The organism is Pseudomonas sp. R76, from assembly GCF_009834565.1.
Classification (GTDB): domain Bacteria; phylum Pseudomonadota; class Gammaproteobacteria; order Pseudomonadales; family Pseudomonadaceae; genus Aquipseudomonas.
In genome coordinates, this window is the sequence record NZ_CP019428.1 from 4,098,508 (window position 1) to 4,110,567 (window position 12,060).

At 60.9% G+C, this 12,060-nt stretch carries 10 protein-coding genes; 5 read left to right on the forward strand and 5 right to left on the reverse strand.

Features of this window, described 5'->3' with window-relative positions; genetic code table 11:
- Positions 1–12: 12 nt before the first annotated feature.
- Together PspR76_RS18305 and dhaL are read left to right on the forward strand one after the other, a co-directional pair.
- On the forward strand, positions 13–1,014 hold the full coding sequence (locus tag PspR76_RS18305) for a dihydroxyacetone kinase subunit DhaK (RefSeq protein ID WP_159957503.1): 1,002 nt from the start codon (positions 13–15) through the stop codon (positions 1,012–1,014).
- 3 nt (positions 1,015–1,017) lie between these two features.
- Positions 1,018–1,662, forward strand: a complete 645-nt coding sequence (gene dhaL / locus PspR76_RS18310) for a dihydroxyacetone kinase subunit DhaL (RefSeq protein ID WP_159957505.1) — start codon at positions 1,018–1,020, stop codon at positions 1,660–1,662.
- A 142-nt stretch (positions 1,663–1,804) separates the two neighbouring features.
- On the opposite strand, the gene PspR76_RS18315 is transcribed toward dhaL, so the two are convergent.
- Entirely contained in the window at positions 1,805–2,686 is an 882-nt protein-coding gene (locus tag PspR76_RS18315) for a LysR family transcriptional regulator (RefSeq protein ID WP_159957507.1), read from the reverse strand.
- 150 nt (positions 2,687–2,836) lie between these two features.
- Between PspR76_RS18315 and PspR76_RS18320 the strand changes: the two genes are divergently transcribed.
- The gene (locus PspR76_RS18320) at positions 2,837–4,363 is read left to right on the forward strand and encodes an MFS transporter (protein ID WP_159957509.1); all 1,527 of its coding nucleotides are present in this window, start codon (positions 2,837–2,839) and stop codon (positions 4,361–4,363) included.
- 262 nt (positions 4,364–4,625) lie between these two features.
- On the opposite strand, the gene sohB is transcribed toward PspR76_RS18320, so the two are convergent.
- Positions 4,626–5,651, reverse strand: a complete 1,026-nt coding sequence (gene sohB / locus PspR76_RS18330) for a protease SohB (protein ID WP_159957511.1) — start codon at positions 5,649–5,651, stop codon at positions 4,626–4,628.
- A 196-nt stretch (positions 5,652–5,847) separates the two neighbouring features.
- On the opposite strand from sohB, the gene PspR76_RS18335 reads away from it, so the two are divergent.
- Together PspR76_RS18335 and PspR76_RS18340 are read left to right on the forward strand one after the other, a co-directional pair.
- The gene (locus tag PspR76_RS18335) at positions 5,848–6,558 is read left to right on the forward strand and encodes a histidine phosphatase family protein (protein WP_159957513.1); all 711 of its coding nucleotides are present in this window, start codon (positions 5,848–5,850) and stop codon (positions 6,556–6,558) included.
- A 56-nt stretch (positions 6,559–6,614) separates the two neighbouring features.
- Positions 6,615–6,929: an SCP2 sterol-binding domain-containing protein gene (locus PspR76_RS18340; RefSeq protein ID WP_016969749.1), complete on the forward strand. Its 315-nt coding sequence runs from the start codon at positions 6,615–6,617 to the stop codon at positions 6,927–6,929.
- A gap of 63 nt (positions 6,930–6,992) precedes the next feature.
- Here the strand turns inward: PspR76_RS18340 and PspR76_RS18345 are convergent, their stop codons facing one another.
- The 3 genes from PspR76_RS18345 to PspR76_RS18355 all read right to left on the reverse strand — a co-directional run bounded on the left by PspR76_RS18345 (position 6,993) and on the right by PspR76_RS18355 (position 11,914).
- On the reverse strand, positions 6,993–7,586 hold the full coding sequence (locus PspR76_RS18345; protein ID WP_159957515.1) for a hypothetical protein: 594 nt from the start codon (positions 7,584–7,586) through the stop codon (positions 6,993–6,995).
- Between the two features lie 134 nt (positions 7,587–7,720).
- Positions 7,721–10,357, reverse strand: a complete 2,637-nt coding sequence (locus tag PspR76_RS18350; RefSeq protein ID WP_159957517.1) for an MGH1-like glycoside hydrolase domain-containing protein — start codon at positions 10,355–10,357, stop codon at positions 7,721–7,723.
- A gap of 147 nt (positions 10,358–10,504) precedes the next feature.
- Entirely contained in the window at positions 10,505–11,914 is a 1,410-nt protein-coding gene (locus PspR76_RS18355) for an OprD family outer membrane porin (RefSeq protein WP_159957519.1), read from the reverse strand.
- Positions 11,915–12,060: the final 146 nt, after the last annotated feature.

Consider the following 12,060-nt stretch of genomic DNA (forward strand, 5'->3'; position numbering starts at 1 on the left):
GGAACCCGCGTTATGAATCGAGTCATCAACGATCCGGACCACGTGGTCGAAGACATGCTGCGCGGCATCCTGGTCGCGCACCCCGAGCTGCGCCAATACGAGGTGAACCCACGGGTCATCACCAAGGCCAAACCGTCGGCATCAGGCCGCGTCGGCATCGTCACCGGCGGCGGCTCCGGCCATGAACCGGCCTTTCTCGGCTACGTCGGCCCGGGCCTGGTAGACGCCGTAGCCGTCGGCGAAATCTTCTCCTCTCCCACCGCCAAGAGCTTTTTCGACGCCTTCCGCGCCGCCGACCACGGCGCGGGCGTGGCCTGCCTGTACGGTAACTACGCCGGCGACAACATGAACGTGAAGCTGGCAATGAAAATGGCCGCCAGCAAAGACATGCGCATCCGCACCGTGGTCGCCAACGACGACGTGGCATCGGCACCCAAGGCCGATATCGCCAAGCGCCGTGGCGTGGCAGGCGAAATTTTCATGTGGAAGGTCGGCGGCGCCGCTGCCGCCCAGCATTACGACCTGGACGGGGTGATTCGCGTCGCGCAGAAAACCGTCGACCACTGCCGCTCAATCGGCATCGGCCTCACGCCGTGCACCATTGCGGCGGTGGGCAAGCCGAACTTCCAGATTCCCGACGGCCAGATGGAGCTGGGCATCGGCCATCACGGTGAACCGGGCATTGAAGTCATCCCCATCGAATCCGCCGCCGCCATGGCCGAACGCATGCTCGCGCCGATCCTCGCCGACCGCGATTTCAGCCAGGACGACAGCGTGGTCGTACTGGTGTCCGGCCTCGGCGCCACGCCGGTAATGGAGTTGTATATTTTCTACGCCGAAGTGGAGCGCCAGCTCAAGGCCAAGGGCTTGAAGATTCACCGTTGCTACGTCGGCAACTACTTCACCTCCCTGGAAATGATGGGCGTAACCCTGACCCTGCTGGGCCTCGACGCCGAGTTGAAAACCCTGATCGACCAACCCTGCCGTTCCATCGGCATGACCCAGGCGGAGTGAGCCATGAGCCAGCATTTTTCCACCCGTGACGGCAGCGCCATCGTCGCCGACCTGGTCAGCGTGATCGTGGCCAACCGTGAATACCTCAGCGAAGTCGACGGCGCGATTGGCGACGGCGACCATGGCATCAACATGGCCAAGGGTTTCGCCCATTGCGGGCGCACGATCGAAGGCCGTCAACTGACCCTGGCCGAAGCCCTGGATGAACTGACCCTGAGCCTGATGGAAGGTATCGGCGGCTCCATGGGGCCGCTGTACGGCAGCCTGTTTATCGGCATGGCCGACGAAGTGCGCAACAGTGAAGAGATTGACGCCGCGACCTTTGCCCACTTGTTGCGAGGCGGTTTGACCTCGTTGCAAGACATCACGGAAGCGGGCGTGGGCGACAAGTGTTTGATGGACACGCTGATCCCGGCGGTGGAGGCGTTTGAGCGTGCACATGCAGACGGTGCGTGCTTCAACGATGCGCTGGAGGCAATGAAAACCGCCGCATCGCAGGGGCGCGACTCGACTAAGGATTTGGTCGCGAAAATCGGCCGGGCGAGCCGGCTGGGTGAGCGTTCGTTAGGGGTGCTGGATGCGGGAGCGGTGTCGTGCTGCTTGATACTGACGCGGTTGGCGGATTCGGTGCAACCGCGGTTGGTGTAGCGCCCCTGGTGGCCCCTTCGCGAGCAAGCCCGCTCCCACATGTGATCGAGTTCCAGCGGCTGGAATGCGGTCGAATGTGGGAGCGGGCTTGCTCGCGAAGGTAGCCACACAATTAACCCGCAAAGCCCCCAACCCGCCGCGCTCAAACCTGCAACTTAGCGCCCTGCTTGACCTGCTGGATATACCGCGCCACCGCCGGTGCTTTCTCAAAACGCCGGTGAATCAGCGACAGCCACGACGACGCCTCACTGCCCTGAATAGCGCGATACACCACGCCCGGCAAACTCACATGCCCAACCATCGACGCCGGCACCACCGCCACGCCCTGCCCTAACGACACCAGCGCCACCACCGCCACCAACCCACCCGGTTGCGGCCCCAGGCGCGGCGCAAAACCGCCCTGGGCCGCGACGTGCAGCGTGCCACTGATTTGTTCCGGCAGGATAAACGTCTCGTTTTGCAGGTGTTCACAACCGATGGCTTTGAGCTCCAGCAGCCAGGAAGCCTGCGGCAACGCCAACACAAACCCTTCGCTGCCCAGGCGCACCGCTTCGATGCCATCGGGCAAGGTCATGGGCGAGCGAACATAGCCGATATCATAACGCCCGTCCGCCACGGCACTCGGCAGTGTCGCCATCGCGCATTCGCGCACATTCACGCTCACATCGGGATTGGCCTGGCTGAACGCCTGCATCTGCCGCTGCAACACACCGGAGTACACCGCCGAGGCCACATAGCCCAACTCGATATGGCCGATCTCGCCCCGCCCGGCGCACTGGGCATTGCGCTGGGCGAATTCGAATTGGCGCACGGTGGCTTCGGCCTCGATCAGCAAGGCCGCGCCGGCCTCGGTGAGGCTGACTTCGCGTTGCTGGCGGATAAACAAGCGCGTACCCAGGCTGGCTTCCATGTCCTGGATTTGCCGGCTTAACGTCGGCGGCGCGATGCCCAGTTGCTCGGCGGCGCGGGTGAAGTTGCGCTGACGGGCAACGGCCAGGAAATAGCGAAAATGGCGGATTTCCATCGTGACATTAGCTCAAAGGTAATGAAGTGCTTCAGCCCAGCTAATAAAAACCGCAGCAGCTGGGAATACGCTAGCGAGACCTCAACACTAGAGAGCCCTTGCGATGGCCGTCAAGCGTACTTCCCACATTACCTGCAAGGTAATTAAATCATGAACCGTGTCAGCCCTCGTCTCACGCTGCTCACCGCCTCCGGCGTGTGCTCACTGATCGTGCTCGACACCAATATCGTCGCCGTGACCCTGCCCAGCATCGCCCGCGACCTGGGCGCCAATTTCGCCGACATCGAGTGGGTCGTCAGCGCCTATATGCTCGCGTTCGCCGCGTTGTTATTGCCGGCCGGCAGCATCGCCGACCGTCTTGGACGCAAGAAAACGCTGATCTGGGGCTTGTGCATTTTCATCCTGGCGTCCCTGGGGTGCGGGGCCGCGCCGAATGCGTTGTTCCTCGACATCGCGCGCGCCGTCAAAGGGGTCGGCGCGGCGTTGCTGCTGACCTCGGCGCTGGCGTCCATCGGCCACACCTTCCACGATGAAGCCGAGCGCGCAAAAGCCTGGGCGTTCTGGGGGGCATGCATGGGCGTGGCGATGACCGCCGCGCCGACGCTGGGCGGCTTGATCACGCAGTACCTGGGCTGGCGCTGGATTTTCTATCTCAACCTGCCCGTAGGCCTGGGGTTGATGGCGCTGGTGCTGCGGGCGATTCCTGAGTCCCGCGACACTCAGTCTGCGCGCCTGGATCCATGGGGCAGCCTGGCCTTCAGCGCCAGCCTGGTGTGCCTGATCTGGGGGCTGATCGAGGCCAATCGTATCGGCTGGGGCAACCCCCTGACTTACGTGCGACTCATCGGCGGCGCACTGTTGCTGGGTGTGTTCGTGATGGCCGAGCGCGTACAACAGCGGCCGATGGTGGACTTACAGTTGTTCCAGCACCCGCGCTTTATCGGTGCGCTGCTGGGCATGTTTGTCTACGCCGGTTGCGCCCAAGTGATGATGACGCTGCTGCCGTTTTATCTGCAAAACGGCTTGGGTTTTTCGGCGATTGCCTCGGGCCTGGGCATGCTGCCGTTTGCGCTGACCATGCTGATTTGCCCAAGGATCGGCGCGCGCCTGGCCGGGCGATTTACACCGGCGACGATGATGGCGACCGGCTTGACCCTGGTCGGCTGCGGCAACCTGTTAAGCGCCTGGGCGGTGAATATCGGCGGCTACCTGCCCTTCGCCCTGGCGATTGCGGTGACAGGCGCCGGTGCAGGCCTGCTCAATGGTGATACGCAGAAAAACATCATGGCGTGCGTGCCACGGGACCGGGCGGGCATGGCGTCGGGCATGAGTACGACGATGCGCTTCAGCGCGATCATGTTGGCCATCGGCGTGTACGGGGCGTTGTTGAGCAGCCATAGCGAGCAGCTGCTGCGCGCGACTATCGACGTGCAGTGGCAGGCACAGGCGGCGGGGATTGCATCGCGGGTGGTGGCCGGTGATATGCCGGCGGCCATGACATTATTGCCGGAGACGGCCCGCACGGTGGTGCAACCGCTGGCGCGGCAAGCGTTTGTGAGTGGGTTCGGCGCGGTGTTGTGGGTGGCGGGTTTGTTGGCGTTGCTGGGGGCATTGGTGGTGGGGGCTTTGATGCGAAAACCGATTCCCTTGCTGCCCCAGTCTTTGCCAACACACTGAATTCCATGTGGGAGCGGGCTTGCCCGCGATGGCGCTGGTTCAGTCGGTAGATGTATCGACTGGTACACCGCTATCGCGGGCAAGCCCGCTCCCACAAGGGGATTACCTTCATTCTGATCGTTCCCGCGCTCTGCGTGGGAATGCCGCCCCGGACGCTCCGCGTCCAACCTCGCCAGACTCAAGCCCTTCGCAAGGGTGACGCGGAGCGTCACAGCATGCATTCCCACGCAGAGCGTGGGAACGATCAGTCAGCGATCAGTGGTTACCAGAACCGCTGCTGAGTCAACCGGCTCCACCAGGTCAGCAGCACCCGGTCCACCGAACCGCTGGCCGCCAGGCCCACACGCTCCTGCAGGCTTTTGCGCTCGGCATAGTGCAGGTGGAACACGTCGGCGGTCTTGGCCTTGGTGGCCAGGTATTCGTCGCTGGTTTGCAGCTCGTCGACCAGTCTCTTGTCGAGCGCTGCAACACCCAGCCACACTTCCCCGGTCGCCACATCATCGATTGCCAGCTGTGGGCGGTAGCGCGACACGAAGTTCTTGAACAGTTGATGGGTAATGTCCAGGTCCTCCTGGAACTTCTCGCGCCCCTTCTCGGTGTTTTCGCCAAACACGGTGAGGGTGCGCTTGTACTCACCGGCCGTCAGCACTTCGAAGTCGATGTCGTGCTTTTTCAGCAGGCGGTTGACGTTAGGCAACTGCGCCACCACGCCAATCGAGCCGAGGATGGCGAACGGGGCACTGATAATCTTCTCGCCGATGCACGCCATCATGTAGCCGCCGCTGGCCGCGACTTTGTCGATGCACACGGTCAACGGCACGCCGGCCTGGCGGATACGCGCCAGTTGCGAGGACGCCAAACCATAGCTGTGTACCATGCCGCCGCCGCTTTCCAGGCGCAGCACCACTTCGTCTTCAGGGGTGGCCAGGCTCAGCAGCGCGGTGATTTCATGGCGCAGGCTCTCGGTGGCCGAGGCCTTGATGTCGCCGTCGAAATCCAGCACGAACACCCGTGGCTTGGCCTCAGGCTTCTTCTTGCTGTTTTTCTTTTCGGTTTTGCTTTCGGACTTGCGCAGGGCCTTGAGCTGGTCCTTGTCGAGCAGGCTCGACTCCAGGCGCTCACGCAGGCCTTTGTAGAAATCATTCAGTTTGCTGACCTGCAATTGGCCGGCGGACTTGCGACGGCCTTTGCTGCGCAGCGCCGCGAAGCTGATCAATACCACCAGAATAGCGACCACCAGAGTGACGGTCTTCGCTAGAAAGCTCGCGTATTCAGCCAAAAAATCCATGTGTCCCCTTAAAAATGCACGGCGCCAGGCGCGGATTGCCCAAGCATACCGAGGCTATCGCCGGGCGACCAGTGCTCAAACCGCCAGCAGCCAAGCTGCTCTAACGCGCTTTTAAAACAAGCGTATGTTTTTTCATTGACAGCTCGCAGGCATCCTCATAACCTCGCCAGACTTTCAACGTACCGGGAAAACGGACGTGGGCAGCATTTATCTGATACGACATGGCCAGGCCTCCTTCGGTGCAGACGACTATGACGTCCTGTCGCCCGTCGGCGTGGAACAGGCGCAAGTGCTCGGCCGCCATCTGGCCGACCTGGGCCTGACGTTCGACCGCTGCATCGCCGGCGACCTGCGTCGCCAGCAGCACACCGCCACCGCCGCCTTCGATCAATACCGTGCCCTTGGCCTGCCGGTGCCGACACTTGAAGTCGACAGCGCCTTCAACGAGTTCGACGCCGACGCAATCATCCGCGCCCTGCTCCCCGACCTGTTGAGCACCGAGCCCGACGCGCTGGAGATCCTGCGCAATGCCGCGCAGAACCGCGGCGAATTCCAGCGCATTTTTGCCCTGATCGTCGAGCGCTGGCTGGCCGGCACCTACGACCCGCCCGGCCTGGAAAGCTGGCTGGGGTTCGTCGAGCGTGTCCAGGGTGGTTTGCAGCGCATGCTTGAAGCGGCTGAAAACTCACACAAAATCGCCGTGTTTACCTCCGGCGGCACCATCACCGCCCTGCTCCACCTGATTACCCGGATGCCTGCGGCGCAGGCCTTCGAACTGAACTGGCAAATTGTTAACACCTCGCTCAACCAGCTGAAATTCCGCGGTCGCGAGGTGGCACTGGCTTCCTTCAACAGTCATACCCACTTGCAACTGTTGAAGGCGCCGCAGCTCATCACCTTCCGATGAATTGCGGCCAACCGTGACCCCAAGGTCACTGGACTCTACCTTAAAGGATCGAAACCATGACTGACGTAGCCAAAGCTGTAGAAGCAATGAAAGCCAAATTCAACCCAGCCGCTGCCGACGGCCTGGACCTGGTGTTCGGTTTCCGTATCGACGACACCCAAAACTTCTCGCTGGTGGTGAAGAACAACACCTGCGAACTGCTGGAAGGCGAAAACCCGGACGCCCAAGTGACACTGGTGACCGACGGCGAAACCATGGAAGGCATCGTCAGCGGCGACACCGACGGCATGCAGGCCTTCATGAGTGGCAAGCTGCGCACCGAAGGCGACATGATGCTGGCCATGAAGCTGAGCGAACTGTTCCCGGCTTGATAAGGCCGCGCTCAAAAAAAATCCCGCCTTTCGGCGGGATTTTTCGTTCAGCCAGCCTCCCGGTCAGCGGGTGTTGGCGTTATCCATTTCTTCGAACGTGTCCATGTACGCAGGGTCATTACCATCGTTTTCACGAATCACACGCCCTTCATACTCGGCGGTGATTTCACCGGTATTGACGTCAAGCCCAACCACGATCACCAGCTTGTATTTGCCCACTTGCAAGTACATGTCATAGAGGTCCCGGGGTTCATCGGGCGCCACAAAAAAGCTGTAGCTGTAACGTACGCGCTTGGTTAACACGGGCCACTGTGCTTCAAACGTGCGGGAATCGAAGGATGGGAGCACATTGTTGATTCCACGCAGCGCGGCCTCGACCAGTTGGTCATTGTCCTTGGCTTTGAAGACCACCGGATGAGTGCGAGTCATCGACCGCATCGGGCTGGGAACAATATCCGTTTCAAGGCGGTACATGCCGCTGCTGAACCATTTTGTTGCATCGAAGGTGTCGTCACCTTTCTCGCATTCGCTGCAATGCATCATCAGCGGGGCCGCAGCGCTTTCTCGGGAATACAGTGAAGTGATCAACACTGCACAGGTGATCAGCAGTGCCCCAAATAGGCCTGCACTGCCAACCCGCGCGAAAACATTCGCCATCGTCTACATCCTTGTCTGAAGGGGTGGCGAATTTACCTGATTCAGACCTTTTGGTGGCGGGAATTTTTTGCCTGCCATTTTAATGTGGGAGCTGGCTCGCCTGCTCCCACAGAAAAGCAGATCAGTGGTGTTGCTTAGGTTTTTGGTTGCAGCAACAACGCCACCAACGCACTCCACCCGGTCTGATGCGACGCCCCCAACCCACGCCCGGTTTCGCCATGGAAATATTCATGGAACAACACCAGATCGCGACTGGCCGGGTCTGCTTCCAATTGCGCATAGCCCGCCATCGACGGGCGCTGGCCATCTTCATCGCGCAAAAACAATCGCGTGAGACGTTGGCTCAGGCTGTCGGCCACTTCTTCAAGGGACGCCAGATAACCACTCCCCGTCGGGTACTCCACCGAGAAATTATCCGCGTAGTACCGATGAAATTCGCGCAGTGATTCAATCAGCATGTAGTTCACCGGCATCCATAACGGCCCGCGCCAATTGGAGTTGCCGCCGTACAAACGCGAGTCGGACTCGCCGGGCTGATAACGCGCGCACAGTGTGTCGCCATTCATCTTCAACCCCAGCGGCTGTTCGGCAAACGCCTTGGACAAGGAGCGCACGCCAAAAACCGACAGGAACTCAGTGTCATCGAGCATCCGCCGCAGCAGGTCCTTGGTCCGCTCGCCACGCAACAGCGCCAGCAGCAGGCGATTGCCCTGCCCCGGTTCGTTCCAGCGTGACACCAACTTGGCCAAATCCGGCCGGTGGTGCATGAAACCCAACAGCCGCTCACGCAAGCCTTCCAGGCCTTCATGCTCGCGCTGCTCCAGCACCAGCACGGCAAACAACGGCATCAGGCCGACGATGGAGCGCAGGCGCACCGGCTCATTTTGGCCGTCGGGGCGGTGCAGCACGTCGTAGAAGAACAGGTCCTGCTCATCCCACAAGCCTTCGGCGCTGTCGTCGACGCGGTTGATGGCGCCGGCGATGTAGAGGAAATGCTCGAAAAACTTCACCGCAATATCGACGTAGACGGCATTGCGCTTGGCCAGCTCCAAGCCGATTCGCATCAAGTCCAGTGCATAGGCGGCCACCCAGGCCGTGCCGTCGGCCTGGTCCAGCTGATAACCCGGCGGCAAGGTGGCCGAGCGGTCGAACAGCGCGATGTTGTCCAGCCCGAGAAAGCCACCCTGGAACAGGTTGCGGCCTTCGGCGTCCTTGCGGTTGACCCACCAGGAAAAATTCAACAGCAGCTTGTGGAAGATCCGCTCGAGGAAATCCATGTCGCCGACACCGGTCAGCGCCTTGTCCTGCTGATACACCCGCCAACTGGCCCAGGCATGCACGGGCGGGTTGGCGTCGTCGAAACGCCATTCATACGCAGGCAACTGGCCGTTGGGGTGCATGAAACGGTCTTTCACCAGCAGCAACAGCTGCTGCTTGGCGTAGCCCGGGTCAATCAGCGCAATCGCCACCGCCTGGAAGCCTTGGTCCCAGGAGGCGTACCACGGGTATTCCCAGGTGTCGGGCATGGAAAGGATGTCGAAGTTGGACAGGTGCCGCCAATGGGTATTGCGAATATGCAAACGCTCGGGCGGTGGCGCGGGTTGGGCCGGGTCGCAGTCGAGCCATTGGTTCACGTCAAAATAGTAGAGCTGCTTGGACCACAGCAGCCCGGCCAGGGCCTGACGCTGCACATTGCGCGCGTCTGCGTCGGTAATACCGTGTTGCAGGGCCGCGTAGAAGTCATCGGCTTCTTCGCGACGCTGTTCAAACAGCTTGCGCGCATTCACCTCGGGCGTATCCGTGGGCGCAAATCGCAGGTACAGGGTTTTGCTTTCCTGGCCTGCCAGTTCGAGGACGAAGCGCGCGGCGACTTTGGTGCCTGTATCGCGGCGAATCGCCGATTGCACACCGCCCACCACGTAATCGTTGATGCCATCCTTGAACGGCCCCGGTGCCGGTTGCCCGTCGAGCCGGGGAAAATTGCTTTCGTTTTCGCAGAACAACCATTCCACGCCGTCCTGGCCCCAAGCGCTGAGGTGGCGATCAGAAATTTCATGATGACGAGCCAGCACGTGCGCGCCGTCGAGCCGCAACTGCGGCTTGGGGGCATCAACGGTCCAACTCCAGTCATTGCGCGCCCACACCTGGGGCAGTACCTGCAGGCGGGTCGGCTGGTCCGAGCGGTTATGCACGGTGACGCGCATGAAAATATCGTCGGGCTGGTGCTTGGCGTATTCGACGCTGACATCGCAGTAGCGGTTATCTTCGAACACGCCGGTGTCGAGGATCTCGTACTCGGCATCCTCGAGCCCACGCCGCGCGTTTTCGGTGGTCAGGTCGGCGTAGGGAAAGGCCGCATGCGGGTATTTGTAGAGCATGCGCATGTAGGCATGGCTCGGCACGCCATCGACGAAAAAGTACAGCTCCTTGACGTCTTCGCCGTGGTTGCCCTCGGCGTTGTTCAGGCCGAACAGGCGCTCCTTGATGATCGTGTCGCGCTCGTTCCACAGCGCCAGCCCCAGGCACCAGCGTTGCGCCTTGTCGCTGAACCCGGCCAGGCCGTCTTCGCCCCAACGGTAGGCGCGACTGCGCGCGTGTTCATGCGGGAAGTACGCCCAGGCATCGCCGTCGGCGCTGTAGTCTTCGCGCACGGTGCCCCATTGGCGTTCACTCAGGTACGGGCCCCACTCGCGCCAGCGCTCGGCGTCTTGGGCGGCCAGGCGCTGGCCTTCAGTTGTTGCAAGGATGTTGGTCTCGGGCGTGGCCGTCATTGGTTCCTCCATCACTGACACAGTGAGGCGCAGTGTAGAACCCATCTACGCGCGGATGCACATGAAGTCTGATCCACGCGCGCAAAAAAAAGAGGCCGCTGATTAGGCGGCCTCGATTTTTTCGGCGGTAAAACCCTGCGGGCTTTCTTAGAAGATCGCGTAGGTGTAGTTGAAGATCAGGCGAGTTTGATCCTGGTCCGCGGTGCCCGTGTTGTGGCCTTTGTAAGTACCGGTACGGAACGTAGTGCCGAAGCCTTTGAGCGGGCCTTGCTGCACGACGTAATCCAGGCGGAAGTCGGTTTCGTTTTCTTTCTGATCGGAACCGCCAGCCACTTTGGACTTGATGTCCGTACCGTCCAGATAAGCAATGGAGGCTTTCAGGCCAGGCACATAGGCTTTGAAGTCATACGTGTACTGACCGAAGTTGACCTGCTCGCCCGCGCGGGAGAACTGGCCGACCACGGCGTCGGTGAACAGGTAGAAGTCGCTGCCGCCTGCGCCTTGTTGTTGCGGGTCGGCGAGGCTGCCCTGGTTGACCCAGACGAAGCCGCCATCGTCGCTCACGCCGATATGGCCGAGCATCAGGCTGCTGCCGCCCAACTGGTAGGTGAACGCGGCGCTGTAGGTTTTGTTATCCACTTCGCCAGCGTGTTTGGCATAGCCACCGTTGTTGTTGAACTGGTAGCCGGCTTCACCGTTTTTGCCGTCGCTGGTGCTGTCGAAGTAGCGCAGGTCGGTCTTGAACGATTGGTCATTGCCCAGCGGCAGTACGTGGACCAGGCCGAAGTAGTTCTGTTTGTAGAAGTCCTGCAGGTTGGCGTAGTAGTACTGCAACGTCAGGTTTTTAGCGATGGCGTTGTCAGACGAGCCAAACGGTTTGTAGTCCACACCGCCAAACTTGAAGCTGTCGCTGTCGCGCGTACCGCCGGCAACGCTCAGGCCTGTGGAGTTGCTGGACGCACGGCCTTCGGCCTTGTTCAGCTCACCGCCGGTGAACGTTACGTTGGGAATGTCGCTGGAGGTGAGGATGCCGCCGTCAAAGGTCTGCGGCGCCACACGGCTGTCGTTGGAAACCAGGATAGGCAACACGGGGGCCAAACCACCGCCGACGTGCAACTCAGTCTGGGAAATACGGAACTTCACGTTCCCGGCGGCGCGACCAAAGCTGTCGGCAGGTTCAGTGCCGTTGTTCTTGGTCGGGAAGAAGCTGTTGCCGTTACCCGCCAGGCCCGGGCCTGCTGCGTGGCCATCGCCACCGTCCAGGCGCAAGGCGCCGAACGCCATCACGTCGAAACCGACGCCAAGGGTGCCTTGGGTGAAGCCGGATTTGTAGTCGAAGCGCAGCAGGGTCGCGGCTTCGCGCAGATCGTTGTTGGTCCCCGAGCGGTTGTCCGCACTGTAATACATGGTCCGCGAACTGATCGCAGCATGGCTGTCTTCAAGAAAGCCACTGTGACCTGTGCCCGTGCCCAGAGAGCCGAGCCCAAAATCATCAGCGCTCGCTTGTTGCGCGAGCAATGCGGCGGTGATGGATAACGCCAGTGTAGAAATTTTCATGTGTAACGGCCCCTAAACATATTTTATGTGCGTTGTGTGCGAAACGGCGTTTTCATCCCTACAAACGTGACGATTGTTTCATGAGGACCGGGGCGCGCCTCGTGAAGAATTAGTTAGAAAACTCGGCTCGAAAATGAAATTTTCCC

Coding starts and splice junctions, on each gene's coding strand:
- PspR76_RS18305 (WP_159957503.1), top strand. CDS start 13: ATGAATCGAGTCATCAACGATCCGGACCACGTGGTCGAAGACATGCTG.
- dhaL (WP_159957505.1), top strand. CDS start 1,018: ATGAGCCAGCATTTTTCCACCCGTGACGGCAGCGCCATCGTCGCCGAC.
- PspR76_RS18315 (WP_159957507.1), bottom strand. CDS start 2,686: ATGGAAATCCGCCATTTTCGCTATTTCCTGGCCGTTGCCCGTCAGCGC.
- PspR76_RS18320 (WP_159957509.1), top strand. CDS start 2,837: ATGAACCGTGTCAGCCCTCGTCTCACGCTGCTCACCGCCTCCGGCGTG.
- PspR76_RS18340 (WP_016969749.1), top strand. CDS start 6,615: ATGACTGACGTAGCCAAAGCTGTAGAAGCAATGAAAGCCAAATTCAAC.
- sohB (WP_159957511.1), bottom strand. CDS start 5,651: ATGGATTTTTTGGCTGAATACGCGAGCTTTCTAGCGAAGACCGTCACT.
- PspR76_RS18345 (WP_159957515.1), bottom strand. CDS start 7,586: ATGGCGAATGTTTTCGCGCGGGTTGGCAGTGCAGGCCTATTTGGGGCA.
- PspR76_RS18350 (WP_159957517.1), bottom strand. CDS start 10,357: ATGACGGCCACGCCCGAGACCAACATCCTTGCAACAACTGAAGGCCAG.
- PspR76_RS18355 (WP_159957519.1), bottom strand. CDS start 11,914: ATGAAAATTTCTACACTGGCGTTATCCATCACCGCCGCATTGCTCGCG.